This window comes from Chamaesiphon sp. (assembly GCF_041738855.1).
Classification (GTDB): Bacteria; Cyanobacteriota; Cyanobacteriia; order Cyanobacteriales; family Chamaesiphonaceae; genus Chamaesiphon.
In genome coordinates this window covers 1-24,909 of the sequence record NZ_JBGSPA010000074.1, presented here as the reverse complement: position 1 = coordinate 24,909, position 24,909 = coordinate 1, and the positions used below count along the sequence as shown (strand labels likewise).

Below are 24,909 nucleotides of genomic sequence, written 5' to 3'. Positions count from 1 at the left end.
CAAGTTTGATACGTCGAGTTAATTAGAAAGATGAGTTGATTTCTTATCAAATTCTCAGCAAACGATCGAGACTATCTCAGGTAAGAGCCTCATAGTAGTAATCAAGTTAAACAACTAAGAGCTTACCACTTATGAAACGCTTTGCACTTGTCGGTTTATCAATTCTCTGCCTATCTTTAGCTGCAACTACATCTGTAAAAGCAGGCACCCGCACCGAACGGATTGCCATGTCAGCAGAGACAGCAACAGTAACTACGATCGATACACAATTCACCTCGTCTGTATTGCCAATCCGAGCAGGAACCAGAACCGAACGTATTTCGATGACAACAGCAACGATCGGTAAGGAACCTGGCAATGTGAAACTCACCCCATTTAGCTTAGTTTCTCTTGCTTATCAAGGTGAGTATCGGAATCAAGGAATTTCTGGATTTGGTTCGTTCCGGTCTGCTGTTACTGGCACAACAATTACTGCTAAAGATCTAGTTAAAGCAGCGATCGCGGCTAATCAACTAACTCCAGATACCCAAACCGATCGCGGTTATCTCAATGCTGTTGAGCAGCAATTGTCGAGTACACGAAATTAATCGATAGAGTTACTGGCAATGAGCGATCGCAAAATTTGGATAATCGGCAATAGGTTATAAACATCGAATTCTGCGGAGTTGGGTCGGACAGGTTCCCCGTTTTTGACCCATACCCAAGCAATTGCGGATTGTCTCATCCAAAATATATTTAAGTAATTGGCAACTTAAACTAACTAATCCCAATCTGAAATATCCGAGTAAATTGTAAGATGAGTATCAAATTTGGGCGAGAAATCTGTGGCGATCTGAGTAGTACTGAGACGCGAGAATGGTTAGTCACAAATGGGATTGGTGGTTATGCTTCCGGCACTGTTGCCGGACTGCTCACCCGTCGCTATCATGGCTTACTCGTCGCAGCATTACAACCGCCTCTAGGTCGAACTTTATTACTTGCCAAACTAGATGAGACGATTGGGCTTTGCCCACACTTCGTGAACGAATATGACAATCTCACCTATGCCCTCCACACCAATCGCTGGGCAGATGGTAATGTAGAGCCGCACGGATATCGCCACATTGAAAGCTTTGCCTTAGAAGGCACTATCCCCACCTGGAAATTCGCTTGTGCGGATGCGCTATTAGAGAAGCGGATCTGGATGCAGCAGGGAGCCAATACAACTTACGTTCGATATACATTGAGCCGCGCTACTCAACCGCTCACCCTCACGCTCAAAGCACTAGTCAATTACCGCGACTATCATGGGAGTACTCAGGGTAACAACTGGCAAATGAACGTCGAGCAAATCGAAGGCGGCATTAAGATCGCTGCCTATGACAATGCTACACCGTTATATTTATCGATCGATACTGGCACTGCCACACCTGCCCATAATTGGCATTACAATTTCGATCTCGCCGTCGAACGATATCGAGGCTTGAGCGATCGCGAAGACCACCTTCACGCCGCCACTTTTGAAGTTACTCTCAATCCTGGAGAATCGCTGACATTTGTAGCTAGCACCGACCCACAGCGCAATTTAGATGGGGCAGAAGCACTAAAACTGCGCCACAACCAAGAGCAAAAACTCATTAATCTATGGAAACTCGATTCTCCCTTGGAGAGGCTCCGCCAACGACCTGAAACCATTAACCATAATCAAGATCGTCCGGATTGGATCGAGCAATTGGTATTAGCCGCCGACCAGTTTATTGTAGATCGTCCGCTCCCCGACGCACCCAATGGTAAAACCATCATTGCGGGCTACCACTGGTTTGGAGACTGGGGAAGGGATACGATGATTAGTCTACCAGGATTGACGATCGCCACGGGTCGATCTGAAATTGCGCGTTCTATTCTGCTCACCTTTGCCAAATATGTCGATAAAGGAATGTTGCCAAATCGCTTTCCCGATGCGGGCGATATTCCAGAATACAACACTGTCGATGCGACGCTTTGGTATTTTGAAGCGATTCGCAGTTACTACGATGCCACCGCTGACGATGATTTGTTAGAAGAACTCTTTCCCGTGCTGGCAGAGATTATCGATTGGCACTGTCGCGGCACTCGTTATAATATTCACCTCGATGCCAGTGATGGGTTACTATATGCCGGAGAAGCAGGCGTACAATTGACTTGGATGGATGCCAAAGTCGGCGATTGGGTAGTGACACCGCGCATTGGTAAACCGATCGAAGTTAATGCGCTTTGGTACTGTGCATTGCGATCGATAGCAAAGTTTGCCCGTCAGCTTGGCAAACCCTACAAAGAATATGAGGCGATCGCCGATCGGACTTTAATCAAATTCTCACGGTTCTGGAACGCCGACACTGGCTATTGCTATGATGTCCTCGATAGCCCCGATGGTGACGATCCTAGCTTACGTCCGAATCAAATCCTTGCAATATCGTTACCAGGAATTGGTATGAAAGGCTATGCACCACTACTCACACCCACTCAACAACGTGGGGTTGTCGATACTTGCGGTCGATCGTTATTAACTTCATACGGCTTGCGTTCGCTGGCTCCCAGTCATCCCCAATATCAAGGACATTATGGCGGCAACCAATTACAACGGGATGGAGCCTATCATCAGGGCACGACTTGGGGCTGGCTGTTGGGTTCGTTTGTGTTGGCGCATTTGCAGGTATATGGCGATCGAACCCAGGCTCGACAATTTTTGGAACCGATCGCACATCACTTGCTAGCGCATGGTTTAGGCACTTGTAGCGAGATATTTGATGGCGATGCGCCGATGACTCCACGGGGCTGTATCGCTCAGGCTTGGACAGTTGCTGAAGTATTACGGGCTTGGATCGCGATCGAACAATAACCCGATATTGAACCATCATTATCCTTTTTTATCTGGCGTTCATCCCTTTTCTGCTTCGATCCTGTCCAAAGTCCAATTCAGATTGATCGACAATTTCTCAGGATTTTCTCAGCAAAATCTCACCACAACTCTAGCAAAAAATCGCTGTTCTTTCAGGAGATTTCTCTACACTAATATCATCGAGTTAGGAAAACCAAACATGAAAAGATCTAAAGTTTTAACCAATAGTTTATTTGCAGGCTTAACCATTTTACATTTGAGTATTGCCGGGATTGCCCAAGCAGATCCCAATGCTGGGCGTGCAAGAACTTATGTTCCCATGATGGATGCAAAATTTCCCGCGATGTCAGCAAAGTTTGGGATGGGTGTCACCCCTTTTAACTTAGTCTTTTTAGCATTTCAAGGCTTCTTTTCCAGTGAGGGAATTCCATCTTCTCAAGGTCTCCAAGAAGCTTATCGAAATGGGACGGTAAACCCACAAACATTAGTTAAAGCCGCGATCGCGATGAATCGACTGCCAGCTAGTTCGATCGATGACAAAACCTATTTGGATCGAGTTAAATCGCAGTTGGATGACTTGACTCGCAACAATTAATGCGATCTGGAGGTTTGAACTTCAGTTGTTATAGTTTCCAATTATTACCGATCGCTTGCATCATTTCATCGAATTCTCATTCTACACTCAGGATTGCTTCAGGACTAGTTCAGGTCGATCGATCATGATTGTGATTGGTAGATGTGATTAAACCTAATTAATCAATTCATCGCTAGTGTGGCGATTTCGGTTAATACACCAGCTATTTCTTAGAGGTTGTTTGAAAAGGGGGATAGGTAGTAAAAAAGCTTTCAGGGGATAAGCTGAAGATACTTAGTCACAGCAACCCCGAAAGAGATATGAGTAAAGCATACTCCAGTAACTTGACCCAATGGCAATGGGAATTAATAGAACCACTAATTCCACCAGCTAAACCAGGTGGTCGAAATCGAGAAGTAGAAATATGGTCGGTGCTAAATGCGATCTTCTATCTGTTGACACAAGGCTGCACATGGAGGAACTTACCAGGAGATTTTCCGGCATGGCAGACCGTATATACGTACTTTCGGAAGTGGAGAAAAGATGGAACATGGGTTGCAATTCATGAGAAATTACGAGATTGGGTCAGAAGTCAGCAGGAGCGAAAACCAGAGCCGAGTGAAGCAATTATCGATAGTCAAAGCGTGAAAACAGCGGCAATGCTCAACCAATCAGTTGGTTATGATGCAGGGAAGAAAATTAAAGGACGTAAACGCTTCTTGACGGTGGATACATTAGGCTTGGTCTTGTCTGTATTCGTCACCGCAGCTAGTCAGACCGAGCGAGAAGGTGGCAAAGTTGTCCTCCAAAGACTCAAGGAAAAAGGCACTCGGATTGCTAGATTACACACTATTTGGGTGGATGGTGGCTTTACTGGTGACACATTTATGATGTGGGTAATGGATCTCTGTCACTGGGTTGTTCAGGTGGTTTTACGACCTCAAGAACATAAAGGGTTTGTACTCCTCCCAAAACGTTGGGTTGTAGAACGCACCTTTGGCTGGCTATCCTGGTGTCGTCGATTGAGTCGAGATCATGAAGGTTTGCCAGAAACGTCTGAGATGTGGATTTATATTGCGATGATTCGTATTATGGTTCGTCGTCTAGCATAATTTCATACCCCTTCCTGACTTTTCAAACACCCTCTCAGGTGCAAAGCAATGAAATTTCAAAAACAACTCAGTCAAATCGTCAACTCTGACGACTCGATCGCCGATTCTCCCGACATCAAAATATTTTCTTACAGTAAAGACTGTAACCATTTTAGTCGCCGCTTACAACAACGCGCAATAAATTGGGACATGATTAGAGTCGCGATCGCCTATGGTAAGTTTCAATATTATGCTCACACTCAAACCTGGACATTGCTAGATAAAAATCTCCACTTCACACCCTATGAAAGATTTATCGATCGATTAAGAGGACTGCGAATTATCGCTAATCAATATCCTGATGACGATTCACTCAGACCAGTTACAGCTTACTGGAAATACGACTTGAGAAGATAACTTCTCCAATTTATTCATCCTCAATTTATCTAAAAATCATGAACCAAATCGTTAACCTTTTACCTACCCTTTTGCTCTCCTTCACCCTCACCGGAGCAGTTACCCTGACAACGACACCACTATTCGCTAAAACCCCAACACCTATTACCGCCAGTCGCATTTACGAACGAGTAAATCCTGCTGTAGTGATGATTCGAGGGAATAACGGACGTGGGAGTGGATTTATCATCAGGGACGATGGTTTAATCGTTACTAATGCTCATGTAGTTAAAGGCGAAGCCGAAGTAGTGACAGTGATGATGGCAGATGGCAAAACCGAAATTCCCGCCGATGTCGTCGGATTTGCGAATAATGGCGTAGATTTAGCACTTCTCAAAATCAATCGATCGGCTAAATTCCCGACAGTCAGCTTCGGTAATACTGGTAGTATTAAAGTTGGCAATCCCGTCTATGCCATCGGTACGCCACTGCAAGAGCTAAATCTCAATACTTTCACCAGTGGGATTGTCAGTGCGATTCGGACTGGAGATTTGATTCAACACAATGCCGCAATTAATAGCGGTAATTCGGGCGGGCCATTGCTCAATGACAAGGGACAATTAATTGGCGTGAATGTTAGTTTATCAGTCACCAGAGTCATTGATGGTAATGGGCGAATTATTGGCATCGCTACTGGAAATGCAGGTCTTGGCTACGCCTTGAGTGTAGATTTAGTGCGTAAATTGCTCGTGGACTTCGCTCAGGGTAAAATTTCCCCTGTTTCCACTATTAAGTGATTTCGACAAATTTCTATAAATTTCTGTCAATAAGTGCATTTTCTCTAACTAGTTGCCCGATGAAGGGGATATGACAACCGACAATTACCATCCAACTGACAAATCATGAAAAATATCCTGCTGACTGTGCTGATGACAACTGGATTGGTGAGTGCTAATCTCGATCGAGTATCCGCTCAAATCATTGCTCAAAGCGGATCGCCGGAACTACAAATTTACTGCGGACAAGCTAAAGATCCCAGCAGTAAAAGCAACGTACCCGCCACCCTTGCCAAAGTAGCCGGAAAAGCAGAGCCGACAGCCCTGATCCTGTGGAAAAGTGAGTTTTTTGGCAAGAATTTTACGCCTCAAGAACGGTGTGAAAAAGTCTCGCCCAAATTCCAAACTGCGTTCCAGGAGAAACGCACTTTTCTGACCGTAGGTTTAGATAAACGTACCGGACAAGGGATGCTCTGCGGCGTAGCAACTAAAGAGGGAGTGTGCGATCGATCTCAAATGCTATTTACACTCAAATCCTATCAAAATGCGACAGACACGATCGAGAAGTTAGCTAATTTAGTCGGCGGGAAAACCAACATTCCCATTTACCAAAGTAGCAGCGGTAAATATGTAGTCAACTTACAAGATCTATTAATCCAGAAATAACAAATAGTCAACAATATGAAAACTCAACTCTGTCAGGTCGCTTTAGTAATCATTAGTACTGCTGTAACCTCATCACCTACCCTCGCCCAATCCCCAGCGGTGGCGTTCTACTGCGGACGCACCACCCAAAATGAATATGCGACTAAGGTGCAAGTAAAAGGTAGCGAAAGAGATCAAACGATCGTAGTCTGGAAAGATGGATTGCGGAATATGTCTGCTAAAAAACGCTGTGACATTGTTTCTGAAAAATTTCAGACAGCTTGGAAGCGGAGCAACTTTAGGTTAGTTCCTCGACCAGAGCCTAAAACTGGACGAGGCATACTTTGTGCTCTGTTGACAGAGAAACAGGTATGTCAGGACAAAGATATATTATTCAGTGTCAACAATGCTGCTCAAGCTGATAGTATCGTTGCGGATTTGTATCGAGCTATGAGTCCAAAAGTTAGTAGACCTATCTATCAATCTAGTTCGGCACAATCGATCGACATGCAGGAGCTAATTAAATCTATTAGCGAGTCAGCAGAAAAATAAGCAATTCTACAGGTGCCATCTACTTCAATAGTAGATCTTTCCATCAATCACTTTTTAATAAAGAGCAGGAGCGATGGCTCCGCTTGGTACATTTTCATGGATGGGAAACCCGTCCATGAAAATGTACCAACTAAATCCCCATTTAAACAATCAATTATCAATTCTCAATTATCAATTCTCAATTATCAATTAATTTAAGTATGTTTGAATTCACCGCAAAACGTCAAAGAACGATCGCCTCCTTCTTTTGTTTATCACTCTCACTTGTCATTATGGTAAGCTGTACGGCTCCTGTTGTAACTATTGCAAGAATAAGTCAGAGGGCTGATGTACTGATTGGCTTACTAGAGCTTGCCAAGCAAATATCAATTGAAACTTCTAAATCTGTTAATACTTCGTATCAAGATCTAGGTGGATATCTCCGCAGTGAAAATTTCTCTAATAGTACTATTGAGACAATGGAGTCACAACACTTAGATTTATCGACAAAACACAATAAACTAACCGATACGCTCAATAAAACAGAGACAGAAGCGGGTGAACTATTCTCTCTGCTCAAAACTAATGCAGATGCAAATACGACACCTGAGTTAAAAGCCAAGATGTCAAACGATATTAGCGTCAAGAAACAGGCATTTGAGGAGAGAATCTCCATCGCTCAAGGAGTTTCTACAAAACTGAAAACATCAATTCAGAAGTATAGAGATATCCTGGGATACCTTCAAAATAAGGCGGGAACGGAGATGATCCCGTCATATATCAAAGAAGTCGATGGATTTATCGCTCAAGCTGAATCTTTGAATCAAGAGGTGCAAACAGCCCTTGACGAAGGACGACAAATTATTAAAAAGATCGATAATACTGCCGATTCAGGCTCTGTTGGGACAACTATTACCCCTACCCCCGACCAAACTACTCCCCAACCGGAGGAAATCCCCGTGCCAACCCCACGCACATCAACTTTACCTTCTACATCTGGTGAAGCTCCAACCCAACAGCAAGTACAACGTCCTTTCTTAGGAGTGGAGATGGTAAATCTGACATCAGAACTACGCCAGAAAATCGAGGCAGATCCTAAAACTGCTGGTATTAATATCGATATTAATGAAGGTGTTCTAGTAACTAAGGTAGTTGAAAATTCTCCTGCTGCTACGGCTGGTATCAAACCAGGTGATGTGATTGTGGCAATTGATGGTAAGGCTGTGACTGAATCTAATGAGATCTCTGCCGATATTGGAAAATCACAGGTTGGTGCAGAGTTACCATTGCAAGTACATCGCGATCGCCAAACAGTAGCGATTGTAGTACGGCTTGGCGCAAATCCAAATCCATAAATAATTATCGATCGGGGAGCATCATACTTAATATTTACATCGTATCGATCTTTGGCGATCAAGTAGGAGCCGGATCGTGGTGATTGTGATGCTGGCGATCGATTAAAATAGTCACAGCAATTTAATTCTTACATGACCCGATTCCCTCACGACCAGTTCGCCAAAGACTTTCTGGAATCTTTACTATCCCCATTAGGGCAAGTCCAAACGTCCCTCAAAATTAGCGGAGAAGTCCGCGAAATGGATGTGTTCTTTACCCCCGATCCCAATTTACCCCCCGCGTCAGATTTGGGACTACTCAGTCAGTGTGCCATTACTGCGGCAGTGTTTGAACCTTATCGCAGTTCGGTCAAGGTGCCCCAGATTCGGGCTTGTATGTCCAAATTGTTCGATTTGCACAGCCATCTGATCCGCGAAGCCAAACGGCAAGATCGCCCCGAATTAGAGGACGATAAGTTACCGATGTTATGGATTTTGACACCCACTCTCTCAGCAGAACTGCTAGAGAGTTTGGGAGCCAAATTAGATCTCGAAACTTGGGGCGAGGGCGTATATTTACTAGCTCCAGCCTTGAAGACGGGGATAATTGTCATCCACCAGTTACCAAAGACACCAGCAACTATATGGTTTAGACTAATGGGTAAGGGGAGGGTGCAAGAACGCGCGATTGCTGAAGTTGCAGCATTACCAGCGGACGATCCTTACCGCCAGAATGCCTTAGATTTGTTGGGAAATCTCAAAGTTATCTTGGAAGCTAGAGCCACTATCGAACCAGAGGAGCAGGAGTTAATTATGCAGTTATCGCCACTATATTTAGAAAAGATTCAAGCAGCGGAATTGGTCGGTGAAGAACGCGGTCGTCAGGAGGGTCGTCAGGAGGGTGAATCTGAACTCGTGCTGCGACTATTGAAGAAGCGGGTGGGAGATATTTCACCAGCAGTCCAGGTGCAGATTAAGGCTTTACCGTTGGCGCGGTTGGAAGCTTTGGGTGAGGCTTTGTTAGATTTTACAGGTGCGATCGATTTAGAACGATGGTTGGATACTTAAATATGCAGTTATCGCCACTATCGAACTAATCACCCGATCGATCTAATTTGACAAAATATTCGATCGAGGATCTAACTCAATGGTTTACCTGACTTTTCACGTTAAGTCTCTAATCCACCAAATAGCAAAGGTTTTAGCCAATTACGTGTTGTCAACAAGCGTAGATTATTGACAACACATTACGAGAAAATAAGTGTTTGGGATAGGTGTATATCAAGCGATCTCTCGATCGAAAAGATAACGGGAAAAGTCAGAATGGTTTACAACCGATCGATTGGCAATTGCTAATATCAATGAGGTAATGAAATGATGACTTTTCAAGAGGTAGTAGCAGCGATTGAGACTTTATCGATAGAAGACCGCGATCGTTTATATGAATTAATCCACCACCAAAAAATTGCAGATCGAGAGGCAGAAATTTTGGCTAGTCGTCAAGAGTTAAAACAGGCGATTGCTGATGGAACAGCTAAGAAGGGAGATGTTCGGGATCTGATTGCCGAACTACTAGGAGATGATGATGCAAGTTCTCTGGAGTAGTGGCTTTACACGATCTTTTAAGAAGATAACTAAGAAAAATCCCCAATTAAAGGAGCGAATTACTGAGATATTAATACTGTTGGCAAACGATCCTTTTACCCCATCTTTAAAATCTCATAAGTTAACTGGTAATTTAGATGGTTTATGGTCTTGTTCTGTTACTTATGATTGTCGAATTATTTTTGAATTCTCCGAAAGCGAGGAAGTGTTAGAAGTATTTATTCTACTAATTAATGTCGGTACTCACGATGATGTCTATTGACAGAACAAGATTGCGAACTCAAACAAGTTTTCGATCTAGATTTTATCACTATCTGTTCGATCGAGTAGAGTATTCGTTCGGTAGCGATCGATATGATAATTTTTAGCCGCTCGATCTATCCGATTTGGTAGAACGATCAATATCAAGATACAATCCAATCAGCTCGAATCTAGAACTAGATCGACTGTTGAATAGTCGCTCGATAATACAAACTGACTCGATATTTATGAGGTATGTTTAGTAGCTGCTTCTAGTTTTTCAATTAATTGCTGATATTTTTGATAAGATTCCTGATTATACTTTTTCAAAAAACTAGCCTGTTTCTTCCAATCTTCAATTAGTTTTGGATTTATTTTTAAAGCTTGTTTGTAGTCAACCATTGCCCCCTGTTTGTTTCCAAACATCTCTTTGATGAATCCTCGACAAGCGTAACTTTCACTCTGGTTAGCATCAAGGGAGATGGATCGTTCGAGATCCGGCACTGCTTCTCTCTCTTTTCCCATGATAACTTTAAGGAATGCGCGATTATTGAAAGCAATAGCATTATTAGGACTAATTATAATCGCTCGCTCTATATCTATTAATGCGGCTAAATTGTTACCCAACTCAAATTTATTATTACTCCTTCCTATATAAGCTGTCACTAATCTAGGATTAATAGATAACGCTTTATTATAATCAGCGATTGCTTCTTTCTTTTGACCTAGATCTGATTTTGGAGCAGCGCGATTGTTGTAAGCACTGGCAAGATTAGGATTGATTGTATTAGGATTGATCGTATTAGAAATGAGTGAAATAGCTCGATCGTAATCAGCAATCGCTTCTTTGTTTTGATTTAACCGATACTTCAAAAAGGCACGATTGTAATAAGCATAAGTAAAATTAGGATTGAGTGAAACAGCGCGATCGTAATCAGTAACTGCTTCTTTTATTTGTCCTAATGCTACTTTTAAATTCCCTCTATTAACGTAAGCCTCTGCATAATTAGAATTAATCGATATCGCCCGATTGTAATCAGCAATTGCTTCCTTATATTTCTCTAAATCATATTTTGCGACACCCCGATGACTGTAAGCTTCAGTGTAGCTAGGATTAAGTGAAATAGCTCGATCGAAGTCAGCGATTGCCGCTTCTCTTTGACCCAATAAGTATTTGAAATGACCTCTGCCATAGTAAGCATATGCTTCTGGTTGCTTGCTACTAATCAAATCATAAATAGCGATTGCTTCTAGAGATTGTTTTCTCATTCCAAATAGTACTGCCTTTTCATTGAGTAATCTTAAATCGCTTGGTTCTAATTTAATAGCTACATTAATTGATTTCAGTGCAGAATCATACTTGCCTAATTCTCTAAAAACAACACTTTGATACTTCCATAAATAGTAATATTCTTTTTTTTCGCTTGCTCCTATGAATGATATTGCTCCAGAAATTGCCGCTAAAGCTTGATAATAATCTTTATTTCCGAACAAGGCTGATGCCTTACCATAAGTCCCTGCCAATTTATATTGCTGACCTCTATTAATTGCTTGCTCGAACGCTAATACTGCATCAGAATATTTATCAATCCTATATAGTTGATTGCCATACTGTAGCCATTGTTCGCCATTACTATCATCTTGGGGCTTGGCAATATTATCCCTGACAGCGATAACTGTTGCTAGATCCGCTCGATTTAAGTTTACTGATGGGTTAGTACTAATTTTAAACTGATTGGGAACTTGTAATCGATCGCTTACTCCGATAAAAGTTTTGATTGATATACCTAAGCTGTTGCCTAAAAGTGCATTATTAATTTGCTCTGCTCTACCATGTATCCCAATTACTCTGCCATCAGTATCAAATATTGCGCCACCACTCATACCTCCATAACTGATAGTGGTATAGATCAGGTCGTAACCATTCGAGAACGATTGAATATCCTGAGCTAGAAATTCTCCCCATTTTTTATCCGCAACCTTTCCAGGATTAAGTTGCCATTGCCACAGTGGACTATCAATTTTATCTCGTCCTGGATATCCTGCCGCAAATATTGTTGCTCTATCATTTGGACTATAGTTTCCTAATTTAGCCACAGGATAATCAACCTTACTAGTAAACTTAACTACTGCTAAATCCAACCCCTCAGCCAACCTAATATTACTCGGCTCAATGTCATAAATCTCCTGCTCGTGAGTAATAACCTTAATCCCCGTATGCAGTTGCTTTGGTTCTTTATCCGTCGCTGGAGTTTCCAAAACGTGCTTCGCTGTCAGCACATAATAAGTATCCCCCTGCTTCGCTACAATTACCCCCGAACCATTGCCCGCATTTGCAGTTTCGATTCTCACCGTCTGTTGACGAGTTTCGCGGTTGAGTTTTGCCATATATCCCGTCGGTGTCACTTGCCGCTGTACCTTCGGGAAATTGTCATAGTTATAGAGGATATTCGCATCGAGTTGAGTCAGGAAATTATAGATCGGTATCCCCCAATTTGCCTGTTGATATTGCACCGCTCTTTGGGCGGTGGGTTTGCTACCGTCAAAGTAGGTATAACTCGGTAACAGCGGATTTGAACCGACAGTATTGATGCCGATAACTAAGCCCCCAGCATCGATAATCGGCCCCCCACTCATCCCCTGACGGAGTTCCTTTTCGCCACGATCGATCGTATAGCCGATTTGGGTACCATCTTCCAGCGGGACATCCGAGAGTTGGGAAACCTTGCCATTGCTGAACCGGAGTCGTTCCGAGTCAAAGGGAAATCCCGCACTATAAATCGCTCTGGTGGGATCTAGAGGGGTAACACTACCACCACCTTCCTCCTGGCTATATTTGAATTTTGCAAGCTGATATTGTTTACTGCTAGTAAACTGGAGCAACGCCAGATCGTATTTGGGGTTAATTCCAGTATTGGGCACCAGTCGCGCCGCGTGTTTTTGTCCGTCGCGGGTTTGGATCTGAAACTGAGTATCCCGCCCAGTGACGTGTCTATTGGTGAGGACGAGATAGGTAGAGCCTTTTTGAGCGACAAGCACCCCAGAGCCGCCATTCTGCGCCGAAGTGACGCGGACGGTGATTTGTTGAGCGGCGGTTTGAACCTGTTGAGGTGTAGGGCTATCGTTGAGCGGATCTGATTGAGCGAGGCGGGTAGTAGTAATCGGTGGGAGATCGCCTCGATTTTGCTCGGCATCCGATCGGATTGCCAGGGTGAGCGGCAGTAGCAAAGTAATCAGAATGGAAGTTGAGAACAGATGCGGTTTCATAAATTATTCAGGTGAGAGTCCGATCTCGATAACTTATCCCTATATTAATGCTGACGATCGAATTTAATCTCGTTTGTAGTAAATATTTGCTCGTCTGTGGTGGATCGAATTTGGCGATCGAACATCCAGTTTCTAGCATCAAATTCGAGCGAATTTAATGCTAGCTCCCCAACTTCTCCAAGAAGTTGGGGAGCTGTTCGCAGCAGTTACAGAGACTACAGATTAATGCCCGATCGCCTGACCATGACGATCGCCATAAAAGGGAGAAATCGGTGCAGTTGTAGGGGCAGGAGCAGGCTCAGTTTGAGGCTCTTGGTACCGAGGCTCAATTTGCGCTGCTGTTTCATCGTCTGAAGTAGAAGAACTCGATGACGAGCCATCATCGCAGCCCACCAGCGAGATCGAGACTAGAGCTACCAGAGCCAAAGCTGATAAGCGGGTCATCAATTTGATGGAATTATTGACTTTCGAGCCGAGTTTGTTTGAGTTAATCATCGATCGTTTTATTGTTAGTTGTAAGTGGGAATGATTTGTTTTCCCTTGCTGTTTTCTAGTTCGGGCAGGTGTGAGAAAATAATGCACTAAATCCTCAATTAATTTGTCGAAATTCTCGCTCGATCGGTTAAATCCGCTTTCTCAGCTTGTTTTAGCGATCGATTCTAGAGATCTATAACTGTCTACATCGCCGCTCGATGAGAGAAATCATCAGGTGCTCTCGACCCATCGGGGTAAACTTCGTTGAGCAGAGTGACTAAGTTTTTAACCTGCCCCATCTTGGCAACGTCATCAGCTAGCGGGAGTTGCAAATGAAACCAAGAAAAAGTTTGCTATCCTAAGAGCAGCAATCTTAGACTAGGAATAGATCGTGGTTAAAATAAATTTGATCGAAGAGATTTTCTATAAAGAAGGCGACATCATCCCACCCCCGCCGCGCACCTACACCGAGGAAGAAGAAGCCCAAAATATTGAGGATGAGAAACTAATGGCTAAGGTTGACATGGAAGGATGGGCATACGAGCGTTCTTATCGCTCTGAAGACTATGACGATTTAGGCGATATGCTCGCTGACGGCATCGACATCGACGATATTCCTGAGTCCTACTATACGATCAGCAACAACAATCCGAGAGAACCACTTGGTTTTCCTGCGACGTTCATTAAAACTGTACCTGATGTAGAAGAAGATATCATCCACTTCTAGAAACTATCCTCATGCTCCAGTTTCAAGAATTCGATTTAAAGACTGGTAAAGACCTCACCGATTTTGCACCAGAAGGCAATCGAATGCCAAGGGTAAAATTGGTGGAGAATTGTTACTTAGAAAAGTGGCTCCAAACGCATCGGATCGAGCCGCAGAGATTGCATGTAGCTAACTTCTACAACGGAGTAAATGACTCAGATCGGATACGATTGGAAGTTCAAGGGAAATATCTAATTTGCACCAGTGGCAAATCTGGGTACTTTACAGATCGGACGACTGCCAATCTGATTGCTAAAGGGGACAAGAGCCGCAACATCCGATCGATTTATGCAGATGGCAAACGCAGTGCCCACAATGCAGTTGCCTATGGCTCGCTGGTTGTCAGCGATGGTAAGTCAACCACACAGACAAAATCAGGCAATTCAAAGATCTTAATTATCGATGACGAGCAAAGGTCGAGTGGTGCAGTTCCACTCATAGACCGCGAAGGACGGAAAGTACCAGCCAAAGAATTAGCTCACCTTTACGACAAGATGGGCGACGGGACGATGTTGGCATCGACCAAACTCTTGCGCGGACTGTTGTTAGATAAGGAGGTGCTACTCGCTATAGATCGCGGCTTGCAGCACAGTGAAGATATTGCCGATGACGAGTTGGGGGATTTAGGAGAGTGGATTCTCCAAAGGAGAGGCTCCGCCAACGACACAGCATTTGGAGATCGTTACGACCCAGACTTAGCCGGACAACTGCTCGAAGAATATCAGCATACGGGCAGAATCTCTAACTATTATGTTGACCTGCAAACCGCCCAAACGATCGAGAAAAAGATTGACAGGCTAGCTCGCAGTGCCGTACTCCAATTTCGTGCCGCCACGCCGGATTTACCTGGAATTGCCAAAGGGACGGTAGCTACTAGCTCCTGGTGCGAACGTTTAGGAGTAGATGCGATCGTCTCAACCAACGACATTAAGGGCGACGACGGCAGACTCAAAGAGCCAGGAATTATCGAACTAGACAGCTTTTTATGGGTAAACCGGAAGATTAAAGCTGAATACTCCAATCAATCGGTGGGTGCCCAAGTCAAAGGCACGATCCCCAATGCCACCCTCAACGAACTCAATCCCATGATGGCAGCCAAAGCCGCCGAGCTAGCCGACGTTGCGATCGATAATTGGCAAGTAGCAGATAAATTCGTAGCCAAAGAAGAAGCAAGACGCGAGCGCGAGCTAATGATCGATACACCCGAAGGCATTGATGGTGTGGAAGATGACGAACCGCGCAACAATCGATCGACACTTGCCGCACTTCTGAAAGCCGACCATTACGGACAGCTCAATCAACTCCCAAACATCAGCCGCCAGCTCAACAAATCGCTCAGACGCGACAGGTTAGATGTAGCTACTAGTGGGATCATCGTCCCTGCGGCGATCGCCCAACACCATAGTAAATTAGAGCCGTGGGAGATCTGCAATCGCGACCTACCGCACGGTGCGATCGTTGCGTACTATCGATCGCCATTTCCCAATGTCGGTGCGGCGGCAATTGCTATCAATAATTTAGAAGTACTGCGAGATCGCGACCGTGAAGCGTTTGCCAAACAGGGCGTGGTCTACTTGAATCCCTGGACAGCAAAACACATTGCCATTACTGACTTCGATGGCGATCGTAATGGCTTCTTCGTCGGCTACTTAGCAAATGACAATCTCCCCAGTCAACTCCGAGAGCGACTGAGCCATTTACCCCTCACAGGAAGCGAGCGATATGAAGTGGGTAGAGAAGTTCTCGCCCAAATAATCCTTCAGCCAAATTTAGAAGGGGGTAAATTCCCGCTGGCAGTCAAGGAATTTATCGAAGCTAATGCGCTCGATTGTAAGCCCTTACCGATCGCCAAAGCCAAGAAAGCACACCACCCTTGGCATGAGGGCGAGTCGTTAACTCAAGCTATTTGGCGATCTTGGGATATTACCGCTAACAACCCAACTGGAAAAGTTGCCAACCAGTCGATAATCCTACAATCCCTCGCATCCGAGACAGTTTATATCGAACCGCAGCGAAAGATCGGTTTACTCAAGCAAATTGGGGCTGCTTACAGTGAGATTTTGATCGAGGAGATTCCCAGCGATGAGTATCTGGTGGAGCGTGGTCTGCCGCCGATGCAGCTAGCACAGAAGGTCGAGAATATCGTCCAGGCGAGCAAACAACTCGATCGATTACCAGCAGCGGAGCGACTGGCATTTGCCGAGCAGAATTTAGGTAACATCAATCGACTTATCAAAAACTATTGTGACAGTGCGGTTGCCAAAAATCTGCAAACTGCCGTCGATACAGCCAAAAGTAGCGTTGGCATCGACGAAGAGATTCACGAATTTGGCGAACGCCTTCAATACAAGTCTCATCAGCTTCGCCAGAACGTTAAAAAACCCGATATCTATCTCAGCCGCGACCTCCCCACCAATACTCAAGAACCGATCGGCTGGGCGGTGGAGACTGCAAATCGATTTTACAATGGTGGGCAGCAGCAGAACCAGCATGAATTACAGGAGATCGAGTCAGATGATTTAAACAAGAGGTTTCGTTCGCTGGTGCCGATTACCCATAATGATGGTCAAAAAGCAGTTGTAGACGACTTTGCGCGGCGATATCGTAACTGTACTAAGGCGATCGGGGAGATTAGAGAGCGATTGTATCGGGAGTTACCCCAAGACCAGCAGCCGACCTTGACGATCATGTCCTGTAGCGGCAAGAGTCTGGTGGTTCAGCGGTTGTGCGATGCTGATGTTGCTGGTGATTCACCAATTTGGGATTTGGGTGATGGTGAAAGTAATGCAAAGTTTGAGATTTACCGCGATTTCCCAAAGGGAACGCTACGCGAACGGGAAAATGATGGTCGAGAATATTATGGCGTTTATTTAGTCACGGATGAATCGAAGCAAGTCTTAATTGGTAGGGTATCACCAGAGTCAGCCAGAGCCAATCAACTTGATAAATTTCCAATTAAAGAAATCGGCAGTACGAAATATTTATCCATATCAAAATCGACGCTAGATTTTCATCCGCCCTACGCTCTAGACAACGATGTCGATGCGGTATTTGCCAGTGCAGACAAAGTACTGAGCGAGCTGGAAAGCTCGATTCCCAACGACAAACGGATGGAGTTTGCGTCCGCTGCATGGCATTCCAGCGCAGGGATGGGCATGGCTACCAAAATCTTTGCTAACGAAATTAGCCAACACTTAGCTAAAGTACCGCCGATCGCGCTCAATCGTCCTACGGCAGCCGCACTAGAGTTACGAGATGGGGCGGAGCTGGCAATTAGGTTCGAGCGCGACCTGCACGTTAGCGCAATCTCCCCAGATGGCCGCACGATCGACTTGGGCTTGAGTACTTACGGGGATTCACCACTGCTTACCCCTGGCACGGTGGTAGCTGCTAAAATCGTTCAACCTCTCGATCCGAAAATTCACATCCGTACCGAGCTAGGAGAATTCGTCGTCAATCCTGCCCCCGCTATTAGCAAGATTCAGATCGAAGACTTCGCAGGTAAATTCGCATTCGACCGTCGGGGCCAAGATATTTCAGTCGATTATCTTGGCTCTGGGGGACGGCGCATAACGATCGGGGTGCTAGGTCGAGAGTTAATCAATAAAGAGTCTAAAGCCAAGCTCAACAGTGGCACTCATCTACTCAAAGGAACGTTATCGCGTGGCTCGAACGAGAAAATTCTTGAGATTCAAGTTCGATCCCTCATCGACCATCACCCCGTCGCCAGGATCGATCGGGGTGAACTCATCCCACTACCGCAGCAATCTACACCACTGGAGCGGGTCGATCCAGCATCTTCATCAGAGCGACGCTACTTGCCAACAGCAGGAGAGCTGCGGCAGCTCTATCAAGCTTCCGAGTCGGCTGGAGACATTGCGAAGATGTCGGAGATAAAGAGCTTGGGAGTACTGCTTAATGACATTTACCCCGATGACGATCGGGCACCGGATGATTTTTCTCATTGGGCTGTAGAAATTCCCGTGCCCGAACGAGAAATAACTGCAACTCCATCTAGATTGACAGATCGAGAACCAACTGTAATCGTACCCGTTAACAGAGCAAAGAATTCTCTCGTAGTAGACCGATCGCCAATTGAAAATATCGTTGGCGAAGCCTACCGGAGGTAATCGATCGATGTGACACTTCACTCATAAATAGATTGCTGAAGATTGTCACTTTGTCCGCTATACCTGACTAAATCTCCAATTTTAAATCGACGCAGACGATCCGAAGAGGTCGAGCGGGAATTTTTATTTTCAGTATCGTCAGCAAATCTCGAAACCCGCTCGTGTTCTGCCGTTCGATGGCTGACAATATTTTCAGCTTTATCGTCAGCAATTGAAATATCGTCGGCAATATCGTCAGCCCTAAGAGCGTTACCCTGACTAGTTTCTAGCGAAGGCAGACCCTCAACTGACGATACCGACGATAAAATTACGAGTTTGTCTAACACGATCGTCTGAGTTCCCGCTTTTTTTAAGTCGATCCTCTCGGACTTCGCTTCCCAAGTCCCTGAGAGCGGGCGATTACCTCACAGTGCGGCTACGCCAACGAGGTTTGTTAACGCTCGAACCTCCCCGATCGCCAGAGGAGTTAACTAATTTATTGGGCGGCATAGCCGCATTTAACTGAAGCAGCGCGAACGATTTTGCGCTACTTCAGTTATTTATTTGGAGCAATTATGCACATCGAAGCCGATTTACTCACCGAACAGCCGCTCGAATCCCCAGAATACTTGCAACTGGTTGAGGAATTAATGCTCGAAATTTGCGAGTCATCTCATAACGATCGCCAAGACTATTATCATTCCGACCCACAGTACTAATCGCTAATTATCCAGTTCTTAAAATCCAAATAAATTATGACTTCTAGTTCTTTAAATACCTGCGAATTTCAACACGAACTCTCCCTCTTTAACGGCTCAGGAAATTCATACTCCTACCAAGCACTCGTCGTGGGGCGTGTCGAATATACGGATGGCATTCGCTTTCTGCAACAAAATGGCTGTTGCTGGCTTATCGATGCAATTGCCAGTTACCAGACCCACGAATTCAAATTGGCTGATGAGTGCCAATTCTGGAAGCTATCTGTCGATCTCGAAACCCAGCAAGCTAAATTGATTTGCGACGATGGCAACGGCAATATCCGCATCACCCAAGAGATTGACTACACCGATTTTCCACTGAGCAAACTCGATATCTATGTCGAGATTCGCGATTGTGTCTTTATGTGTCTGATGTCCGAGTACTGATTTCAATAAACCTTGAGTGCGAGGCAGCTACTTCGCACTCAAACATCTCAATAAAAACAAATCTCATGATAGCACTACCTACTCCTCAAACTTGTTGTGAATGCCCGATGGCGCGACCGCTGTACGAAGACCGATTTTGCTGTGGCAATAACCTATCCAAAGTCGTTCGCGGTCGATTTCCGGCAACTGCTGAATGTCTCGATGCTGTGACGAACCATCCAGAACGATACTTCCAGCCGTTACCGCTCCCAGACTTACACGGACTAGAGCCTGAGTGGGTGTGCGATCGCATTCATCTCAATCTCAACTGGCTTGATGTCCATGATGATGAGCCAGGAGCCGATGGAGATCTCGCAATCGAAGTCTGTCATCAACACCTACGCATCGGTTATCTGCGCCGCGATGCCGATGTCTATTATTGCGAACGGCTAGTTGGTACGCGATCGCCAGATCCTTATTGGTTGGCACTGCATTTAATTCATCCCGACTACTTGTATCGAGTCCCTAATGAGATCGTCATCGATCAATCTCTCGTCCCCGATTACTTCTAGTTTTTGGCACTTCCGAGTAATTACTTGGAACTGCCAGCTTTTTCCGATCGATCTTGAGAAAGTCATCGGCAAAGCCGAATTTAGATGAGCGTTAAGTCGTTCGTTCGCTCTTTAGAAAGCCAGGAGAAACCAATATGTTCGCTCGTCTAATTTCTGCCTACCACCACTTCATTTGTTTGCGTTCTGGTGAGTTTGAATCCCGTCAATTTTCAGCTAGTGAAGCAATTATTGAGGTCTACTACGAGTTTTTTGCCTAAAATTATCGACTCTCTATCCTGCTCACAGATCCCTCGATTTGCGAGCTGTTTTGTGTGGTTTCGGCAGAGCCGTATCTATCCGACCGATTCATTCTCTTTAGGAGTTTTTATGATGACAAATTCTCAACCCGTCCGAGATCGCTTTGCCTCACCCGAATATTGCAATCCCGATGCCAAGCTGCCATTCATTCAATCGTTGCGGGGCGAAAATCCAAGTGAGTGCGGGTTCTTTCTCAGTCTCGACCAGATGGCAAAAGCGAGCTGGTTAAATGTGCCCAAAACATTGGACAGTTATACCTTCTCCAGCGGGGCAGTCGAGCGAGGCTTAATATTCCGTCAGCCTCGGATGCTGGTAGTCCCCAAGTCAGGGCTACTCGCGGCTCGAACTGTCAAAGCCGAAAATGGCAACTCGGAGCTGGAATTGCTTGGTAATTATCGCGACTTCAAAGGTCAATCTGGTGTTACCAATATCCAGATCTTTGAAGTGCTATTGCTCGATCTCGATAATTATCCCCTGCACGAGATCCCTTTGCAGTACATCGCTAAAGGTTCTACGCAAGCCACTTTTGCAACGCACTATCAGCAGTTTCTCCTGGAGATAACTATGTGCCACGCCCAAAGTAACGGGATCTCGGCACGTCCGAAGACGCTGGAATTTAATGCCCTGTGCGTGTTTCAGTTCGAGGTCGTGCGCGAGCTGGCAGGTAACGGTCAGAAAGCTTTTGCCTGCAAGGTTGCCAGTCATACCAAGCCCACGATCGATAACTGGACAGACTTCTTTCTCGGTCGCAATGACGAACTTGCCGATCGCACTTTGCAATTGCTAGCTATTCCCGTCGAGCCAGCAGTTTTTGCCGCTGCCAAGCCCATCGCTCAGATCGCTCCAGCGATCGAGCCAGTCGTCCACACCCCTGCTGTGGATGACAGTCAGGACGAAAACATCCCGTTCTAGCCATCTGTTTCTTCGACCTTACCTACGAACTTCCCTAGAGTTCGCAGGTATTTTCATTAATTGGAGTTATTTATGTATTCAGCCACAGCCGGAGTCGGTTCGAGTTTACAGCGGTTAGAAAGATTTCCCGACTATCAAAATAACCAGTTATTAATTCTGGCAGGTTTAGAAATGACCATCGCTTACAGTTTGTTGGAAGCTCGGTGGAAAATTTGGCACTCTATTTTCTGGAAGCGGAGCCATAGTGCTACTAAGTTTGCCGTTAGTAAAAAGCTGGAAGGCATCGCCTTCGATGCTAATACATCGATTATTAATGCTGGCAAATTTCTTAATGAATATTACGACCTGCATGGAATTAGCGATCGAGATCGAGATGCTTGGATTGAAATTATTCGCTCTCTGACAAGTGCCAATCGTTGGCTTAACGAGCAATTTGGCATCAATTGTACTGCCAAACAATTAAAGATAGATCTCTAATCGCTCGCCAACTTTCTAAAACAATCCAGTTTAGAGGAAATATGAACGCCAAAGAACTAATCCAAAAGCATCTAATCCGCCAAGTCAATTTAAGTAATGATGAAATAGCGGACATCTTGCCCCCGCGATTCGATTACGAGAATGCTTGCATGAGCGTAGAAGGCAGAGAATTTCACGTCGATCTTGACATCGCAAATGATAAATATTTCTGGTGGGAAGCCATTTCGATCGAAGTATTTTTAAAACCCGATCTCAAAGCCGCAGATCTCAACAATGAATCGCACCACGTATCCTCCACCGCTCGACAGGCTTGGGAAGATTGCGCCCAGGCAAATAACATCATCCCCGAACGTCTCGAGGTGATGGAAGTCTGGCTGGTTTCTGACTGGCTTTACAACAAACTCGACTGCCAAGACGAATCGGTTGTTACCTGGAAAGGACTGCCTCTGTGGGGGAGAACTGGTACGGGTTTTCTTGTGGAGCGAGAAGATGCGATCGAAGTAATTGCCAGACTTTGATGTTTTACCTCGCAACTTCCCCCAAACCATTTAAGGTTTGGGGGCTTTTTCTAGACTCAATTTCCATTATGAACCAACCCAATTTCAGAAAATTCAGAGCTAATATTGGTGATTTTAAATTCATTTGCACGATCGAACATTGTCCGATTCCAACCAAAATTGTCACTCTAGCTGATGTGCTATTGGAGTGACAGCGCAGACCATCGGCAAAGCCGAATCTGAGTTAAAGCAGTATTGCTTCAACTCACTCATCTTTTGGAGGATTTTGGCTCATGCAAGTTATGATTTCTGGCTCGATCGGTCGCGCTCTTCAATCTTTACCCCAAACCACAGATGGTTTACCAGTCCTCGAAGCTGCCCTAGCGGTGCCGACTAGCGATGGTAAGGATTGGTTTGCGATTCAGTTCGTGGGCACAGATCTAGTCGATGCTGCCCAAATCATCCGTAAAGGCGACACGATCGCCGTCACTGGCGAGCTGACCTTTGAACAATTACCGGATGGTGCTTTCACGCCCTTTAAGCCTGTGGTTGCTGTTTCAGATTTGCAATTGTGCGACTCACCCATCGCGTACTAGGTTCACATGCCGGATTGCAGACACAGATCCAAACCTCTGGGCTGTGTCCGATTTGCTTCGATTTCCATTCCATCACTCACCCTATCTTTGGAGAATTTTCATGAACTTTGCTACTGCAAATCTCATCATCCTGACCGCTGAAGTTAACGAAGACAAGATCGTTGGTACTGCGATCGATAGCGATATTAAAGTGCTATTTGCAGTTGACGCAAGTGAAGTCAACCAGCGACTATTCTTACCCTCCGCCAATCTCGTCGTCAGCGGTAAGTTTCGGCTCGGTCGCGATGCTGGCACTGTTGGCATCTCGATCGCGAGTGTCATCGCCGTCGTCTCTCTACCTGTAGCAACTTCCAGCAGCGCAGCCCCAGTCAAGCCAGTCGCTCTCTCTGGTGATGCTACAGCTAAATCCAAGCGCAAAACCTCGACGACCTCTCGAAGTAAGAAGGCGGCGAAGATTCCAATTGCTGCTTGATATCGCGCCGCTCGAACCCTTGCCGCCAAATCCAGATGAATTTGGCGGCTTTCTCATATCTATAACTACTCTTGAGGTCAAAAAATGTCCGCACGATACATCTTCAACCCAGATAATTTCGATGGCACCTGCCTGACCACGATCGACACCAACACTGGCAAGATCGCTTACACCCAATTAAATTGGGATGAATACAACGCAGCTCACGGTGGCAACCTTCTTGCCCTGGAATGGGATGATTTTTACCACAACTGGATTAAACCGCACGAACTCAAACTCCAAGGCGAGTGGATCGAATGCACTGAAGCAGATTATGACGAAATGCTAAACATTCTGCCACCGCTCAAGTATCGGGAAATTAAAGGCTTCTCAACTTTCTTTGTCGGTGAAGCTACGACTGGGACACTATACCAAATGTATGCTTGCACAAATGGCAAATACTGGACGGCTTTGCGGGATGCTACACGCTCTCCTGATGATTTAGGTAAAGAACTTTTGGAGTTAATCAACGTAGATTTATCGCTCGAACGGCTTGCCGTCTGCGACAGCAATCGAGACGCGGCATAGCCGCAGTTATTTGGAAGTTCACTTATCTTGCCGCCAAATCCAGATAGATTTGGCGGCTTTCTCGTATCCATCCATAACTATTCTTGAGGACAATATCATGAAGACTGGTCTTACTCTCGTCCAACTCGCCGAAGAACTCACCGCTCAACAAGAGTCCAAGCGCGACTTCCACGCTCCAACCCAAAGTTTGAGTATGCTCGGCAATGGCAACTTTCATCTCGAAACCAACAATGGTGGTGAAATCATGCCCGCTACCGACTATGCTCACGCGCAGATGGCGAGCCGCTTGTCGGTTCCAAAGCCCTATTACGATCGGATGCGCGCCCAAAGTCCCAATCTGTTGTCCGCCAATGTTAATCATTGGTTACGCGAAAAGCAAGGTGAAACCTCTCTTATCCGTACTTTGCGGGGTCAGGTACGAGCGTTCCTGAGCAATCGTTATCGGATCGTAGACAACCACGAGATTCTAGCGATGGTAATGCCTGAGCTGGCTGAAATGGGTGATGGCATTCGGATCGCGAGCTGCAACGTTACCGAAGAGAAAATGTACTTGAAAGTTATTAACACCAACATTGAAGCTGCTATCTCGGTTGGCGACCCAGTTCAAGCGGGATTCGTGCTGTCGAATGGCGAACTCGGTTATCTCATACAAATATTTTATATTAAACAACAACAACAGCGACTCTCTTTTTTTATCTAGTATAAACATAGGTTAATACAAACTTTAATC

Annotated in this window: 28 protein-coding genes; 25 read left to right on the top strand and 3 right to left on the bottom strand. The window is 45.2% G+C overall.

Annotation, left to right across the window (positions count from 1 at the left end; all coding sequences use genetic code 11):
- The first annotated feature begins 131 nt into the window (after positions 1-131).
- The 12 genes from ACEW9I_RS07650 (at position 132) to ACEW9I_RS07595 (ending at position 10,071) form a co-directional block, all read left to right on the top strand.
- A complete protein-coding gene (locus ACEW9I_RS07650) occupies positions 132-587 on the top strand; it encodes a hypothetical protein (RefSeq protein ID WP_373539758.1) in 456 nt (151 codons plus the stop codon).
- A 209-nt stretch (positions 588-796) separates the two neighbouring features.
- Complete coding sequence (locus ACEW9I_RS07645; protein WP_373539757.1) at positions 797-2,857, top strand: amylo-alpha-1,6-glucosidase; 2,061 nt, start codon at positions 797-799, stop codon at positions 2,855-2,857.
- A gap of 199 nt (positions 2,858-3,056) precedes the next feature.
- Positions 3,057-3,452, top strand: coding sequence for a hypothetical protein (locus ACEW9I_RS07640; RefSeq protein WP_373539756.1), 396 nt, complete (start codon positions 3,057-3,059; stop codon positions 3,450-3,452).
- Positions 3,453-3,751: 299 nt separating this feature from the next.
- Positions 3,752-4,543, top strand: coding sequence for an IS5 family transposase (locus tag ACEW9I_RS07635; protein WP_373539755.1), 792 nt, complete (start codon positions 3,752-3,754; stop codon positions 4,541-4,543).
- 48 nt (positions 4,544-4,591) lie between these two features.
- Positions 4,592-4,939, top strand: a complete 348-nt coding sequence (locus tag ACEW9I_RS07630) for a DUF4258 domain-containing protein (RefSeq protein WP_373539754.1) — start codon at positions 4,592-4,594, stop codon at positions 4,937-4,939.
- Positions 4,940-4,977: 38 nt separating this feature from the next.
- A complete protein-coding gene (locus tag ACEW9I_RS07625; protein ID WP_373539753.1) occupies positions 4,978-5,715 on the top strand; it encodes a S1C family serine protease in 738 nt (245 codons plus the stop codon).
- 105 nt (positions 5,716-5,820) lie between these two features.
- Positions 5,821-6,360: a COP23 domain-containing protein gene (locus ACEW9I_RS07620; protein ID WP_373539752.1), complete on the top strand. Its 540-nt coding sequence runs from the start codon at positions 5,821-5,823 to the stop codon at positions 6,358-6,360.
- A gap of 15 nt (positions 6,361-6,375) precedes the next feature.
- Positions 6,376-6,891: a COP23 domain-containing protein gene (locus ACEW9I_RS07615; protein WP_373539751.1), complete on the top strand. Its 516-nt coding sequence runs from the start codon at positions 6,376-6,378 to the stop codon at positions 6,889-6,891.
- 200 nt (positions 6,892-7,091) lie between these two features.
- Entirely contained in the window at positions 7,092-8,225 is a 1,134-nt protein-coding gene (locus tag ACEW9I_RS07610; RefSeq protein WP_373539750.1) for a S1C family serine protease, read from the top strand.
- A gap of 132 nt (positions 8,226-8,357) precedes the next feature.
- The gene (locus tag ACEW9I_RS07605) at positions 8,358-9,272 is read left to right on the top strand and encodes a DUF4351 domain-containing protein (RefSeq protein WP_373539749.1); all 915 of its coding nucleotides are present in this window, start codon (positions 8,358-8,360) and stop codon (positions 9,270-9,272) included.
- A 306-nt stretch (positions 9,273-9,578) separates the two neighbouring features.
- The gene (locus tag ACEW9I_RS07600) at positions 9,579-9,809 is read left to right on the top strand and encodes a hypothetical protein (protein WP_373539748.1); all 231 of its coding nucleotides are present in this window, start codon (positions 9,579-9,581) and stop codon (positions 9,807-9,809) included.
- Positions 9,790-10,071, top strand: coding sequence for a type II toxin-antitoxin system YafQ family toxin (locus ACEW9I_RS07595; RefSeq protein ID WP_373539775.1), 282 nt, complete (start codon positions 9,790-9,792; stop codon positions 10,069-10,071). Before ACEW9I_RS07600 ends, ACEW9I_RS07595 begins: the two co-directional genes overlap by 20 nt.
- A 224-nt stretch (positions 10,072-10,295) precedes the next feature.
- Here the strand turns inward: ACEW9I_RS07595 and ACEW9I_RS07590 are convergent, their stop codons facing one another.
- Together ACEW9I_RS07590 and ACEW9I_RS07585 are read right to left on the bottom strand one after the other, a co-directional pair.
- Positions 10,296-13,316 carry a trypsin-like peptidase domain-containing protein gene (locus tag ACEW9I_RS07590; protein ID WP_373539747.1) on the bottom strand — a complete coding sequence of 1,007 codons (3,021 nt, stop codon included), beginning with the start codon at positions 13,314-13,316 and terminating at the stop codon, positions 10,296-10,298.
- Between the two features lie 222 nt (positions 13,317-13,538).
- Positions 13,539-13,811 carry a hypothetical protein gene (locus tag ACEW9I_RS07585; protein ID WP_373539746.1) on the bottom strand — a complete coding sequence of 91 codons (273 nt, stop codon included), beginning with the start codon at positions 13,809-13,811 and terminating at the stop codon, positions 13,539-13,541.
- Positions 13,812-14,181: 370 nt separating this feature from the next.
- On the opposite strand from ACEW9I_RS07585, the gene ACEW9I_RS07580 reads away from it, so the two are divergent.
- Together ACEW9I_RS07580 and ACEW9I_RS07575 are read left to right on the top strand one after the other, a co-directional pair.
- Entirely contained in the window at positions 14,182-14,517 is a 336-nt protein-coding gene (locus tag ACEW9I_RS07580) for a hypothetical protein (protein ID WP_373539745.1), read from the top strand.
- A gap of 11 nt (positions 14,518-14,528) precedes the next feature.
- Complete coding sequence (locus ACEW9I_RS07575) at positions 14,529-18,686, top strand: hypothetical protein (protein ID WP_373539744.1); 4,158 nt, start codon at positions 14,529-14,531, stop codon at positions 18,684-18,686.
- Positions 18,687-18,703: 17 nt separating this feature from the next.
- On the opposite strand, the gene ACEW9I_RS07570 is transcribed toward ACEW9I_RS07575, so the two are convergent.
- Complete coding sequence (locus tag ACEW9I_RS07570; RefSeq protein ID WP_373539743.1) at positions 18,704-19,012, bottom strand: hypothetical protein; 309 nt, start codon at positions 19,010-19,012, stop codon at positions 18,704-18,706.
- A 228-nt stretch (positions 19,013-19,240) separates the two neighbouring features.
- Between ACEW9I_RS07570 and ACEW9I_RS07565 the strand changes: the two genes are divergently transcribed.
- The 11 genes from ACEW9I_RS07565 to ACEW9I_RS07515 all read left to right on the top strand — a co-directional run bounded on the left by ACEW9I_RS07565 (position 19,241) and on the right by ACEW9I_RS07515 (position 24,879).
- Positions 19,241-19,384, top strand: a complete 144-nt coding sequence (locus tag ACEW9I_RS07565) for a hypothetical protein (RefSeq protein WP_373539742.1) — start codon at positions 19,241-19,243, stop codon at positions 19,382-19,384.
- Between the two features lie 36 nt (positions 19,385-19,420).
- Positions 19,421-19,810 carry a DUF6876 family protein gene (locus ACEW9I_RS07560; protein WP_373539741.1) on the top strand — a complete coding sequence of 130 codons (390 nt, stop codon included), beginning with the start codon at positions 19,421-19,423 and terminating at the stop codon, positions 19,808-19,810.
- A 65-nt stretch (positions 19,811-19,875) separates the two neighbouring features.
- On the top strand, positions 19,876-20,361 hold the full coding sequence (locus ACEW9I_RS07555; RefSeq protein WP_373539740.1) for a hypothetical protein: 486 nt from the start codon (positions 19,876-19,878) through the stop codon (positions 20,359-20,361).
- 134 nt (positions 20,362-20,495) lie between these two features.
- Positions 20,496-20,618 (top strand): hypothetical protein, encoded by a 123-nt coding sequence (locus tag ACEW9I_RS07550; protein ID WP_373539739.1) that lies wholly within the window; start codon positions 20,496-20,498, stop codon positions 20,616-20,618.
- 109 nt (positions 20,619-20,727) lie between these two features.
- Positions 20,728-21,570, top strand: coding sequence for a DUF5895 domain-containing protein (locus tag ACEW9I_RS07545; protein ID WP_373539738.1), 843 nt, complete (start codon positions 20,728-20,730; stop codon positions 21,568-21,570).
- Positions 21,571-21,642: 72 nt separating this feature from the next.
- Positions 21,643-22,047, top strand: coding sequence for a hypothetical protein (locus ACEW9I_RS07540; protein ID WP_373539737.1), 405 nt, complete (start codon positions 21,643-21,645; stop codon positions 22,045-22,047).
- A 41-nt stretch (positions 22,048-22,088) separates the two neighbouring features.
- Entirely contained in the window at positions 22,089-22,565 is a 477-nt protein-coding gene (locus tag ACEW9I_RS07535) for a hypothetical protein (RefSeq protein WP_373539736.1), read from the top strand.
- 272 nt (positions 22,566-22,837) lie between these two features.
- Complete coding sequence (locus ACEW9I_RS07530; protein WP_373539735.1) at positions 22,838-23,140, top strand: single-stranded DNA-binding protein; 303 nt, start codon at positions 22,838-22,840, stop codon at positions 23,138-23,140.
- Positions 23,141-23,240: 100 nt separating this feature from the next.
- Positions 23,241-23,612 carry a hypothetical protein gene (locus ACEW9I_RS07525; RefSeq protein ID WP_373539734.1) on the top strand — a complete coding sequence of 124 codons (372 nt, stop codon included), beginning with the start codon at positions 23,241-23,243 and terminating at the stop codon, positions 23,610-23,612.
- Between the two features lie 84 nt (positions 23,613-23,696).
- Positions 23,697-24,179 (top strand): DUF1419 domain-containing protein, encoded by a 483-nt coding sequence (locus ACEW9I_RS07520; RefSeq protein WP_373539733.1) that lies wholly within the window; start codon positions 23,697-23,699, stop codon positions 24,177-24,179.
- 97 nt (positions 24,180-24,276) lie between these two features.
- Positions 24,277-24,879: a hypothetical protein gene (locus ACEW9I_RS07515; RefSeq protein WP_373539732.1), complete on the top strand. Its 603-nt coding sequence runs from the start codon at positions 24,277-24,279 to the stop codon at positions 24,877-24,879.
- Positions 24,880-24,909: the final 30 nt, after the last annotated feature.

Coding starts and splice junctions, on each gene's coding strand:
- ACEW9I_RS07650 (WP_373539758.1), top strand. CDS start 132: ATGAAACGCTTTGCACTTGTCGGTTTATCAATTCTCTGCCTATCTTTA.
- ACEW9I_RS07645 (WP_373539757.1), top strand. CDS start 797: ATGAGTATCAAATTTGGGCGAGAAATCTGTGGCGATCTGAGTAGTACT.
- ACEW9I_RS07640 (WP_373539756.1), top strand. CDS start 3,057: ATGAAAAGATCTAAAGTTTTAACCAATAGTTTATTTGCAGGCTTAACC.
- ACEW9I_RS07635 (WP_373539755.1), top strand. CDS start 3,752: ATGAGTAAAGCATACTCCAGTAACTTGACCCAATGGCAATGGGAATTA.
- ACEW9I_RS07630 (WP_373539754.1), top strand. CDS start 4,592: ATGAAATTTCAAAAACAACTCAGTCAAATCGTCAACTCTGACGACTCG.
- ACEW9I_RS07625 (WP_373539753.1), top strand. CDS start 4,978: ATGAACCAAATCGTTAACCTTTTACCTACCCTTTTGCTCTCCTTCACC.
- ACEW9I_RS07620 (WP_373539752.1), top strand. CDS start 5,821: ATGAAAAATATCCTGCTGACTGTGCTGATGACAACTGGATTGGTGAGT.
- ACEW9I_RS07615 (WP_373539751.1), top strand. CDS start 6,376: ATGAAAACTCAACTCTGTCAGGTCGCTTTAGTAATCATTAGTACTGCT.
- ACEW9I_RS07610 (WP_373539750.1), top strand. CDS start 7,092: ATGTTTGAATTCACCGCAAAACGTCAAAGAACGATCGCCTCCTTCTTT.
- ACEW9I_RS07605 (WP_373539749.1), top strand. CDS start 8,358: ATGACCCGATTCCCTCACGACCAGTTCGCCAAAGACTTTCTGGAATCT.
- ACEW9I_RS07600 (WP_373539748.1), top strand. CDS start 9,579: ATGATGACTTTTCAAGAGGTAGTAGCAGCGATTGAGACTTTATCGATA.
- ACEW9I_RS07595 (WP_373539775.1), top strand. CDS start 9,790: ATGCAAGTTCTCTGGAGTAGTGGCTTTACACGATCTTTTAAGAAGATA.
- ACEW9I_RS07590 (WP_373539747.1), bottom strand. CDS start 13,316: ATGAAACCGCATCTGTTCTCAACTTCCATTCTGATTACTTTGCTACTG.
- ACEW9I_RS07585 (WP_373539746.1), bottom strand. CDS start 13,811: ATGATTAACTCAAACAAACTCGGCTCGAAAGTCAATAATTCCATCAAA.
- ACEW9I_RS07575 (WP_373539744.1), top strand. CDS start 14,529: ATGCTCCAGTTTCAAGAATTCGATTTAAAGACTGGTAAAGACCTCACC.
- ACEW9I_RS07565 (WP_373539742.1), top strand. CDS start 19,241: ATGCACATCGAAGCCGATTTACTCACCGAACAGCCGCTCGAATCCCCA.
- ACEW9I_RS07560 (WP_373539741.1), top strand. CDS start 19,421: ATGACTTCTAGTTCTTTAAATACCTGCGAATTTCAACACGAACTCTCC.
- ACEW9I_RS07555 (WP_373539740.1), top strand. CDS start 19,876: ATGATAGCACTACCTACTCCTCAAACTTGTTGTGAATGCCCGATGGCG.
- ACEW9I_RS07550 (WP_373539739.1), top strand. CDS start 20,496: ATGTTCGCTCGTCTAATTTCTGCCTACCACCACTTCATTTGTTTGCGT.
- ACEW9I_RS07545 (WP_373539738.1), top strand. CDS start 20,728: ATGATGACAAATTCTCAACCCGTCCGAGATCGCTTTGCCTCACCCGAA.
- ACEW9I_RS07540 (WP_373539737.1), top strand. CDS start 21,643: ATGTATTCAGCCACAGCCGGAGTCGGTTCGAGTTTACAGCGGTTAGAA.
- ACEW9I_RS07535 (WP_373539736.1), top strand. CDS start 22,089: ATGAACGCCAAAGAACTAATCCAAAAGCATCTAATCCGCCAAGTCAAT.
- ACEW9I_RS07530 (WP_373539735.1), top strand. CDS start 22,838: ATGCAAGTTATGATTTCTGGCTCGATCGGTCGCGCTCTTCAATCTTTA.
- ACEW9I_RS07525 (WP_373539734.1), top strand. CDS start 23,241: ATGAACTTTGCTACTGCAAATCTCATCATCCTGACCGCTGAAGTTAAC.
- ACEW9I_RS07520 (WP_373539733.1), top strand. CDS start 23,697: ATGTCCGCACGATACATCTTCAACCCAGATAATTTCGATGGCACCTGC.
- ACEW9I_RS07515 (WP_373539732.1), top strand. CDS start 24,277: ATGAAGACTGGTCTTACTCTCGTCCAACTCGCCGAAGAACTCACCGCT.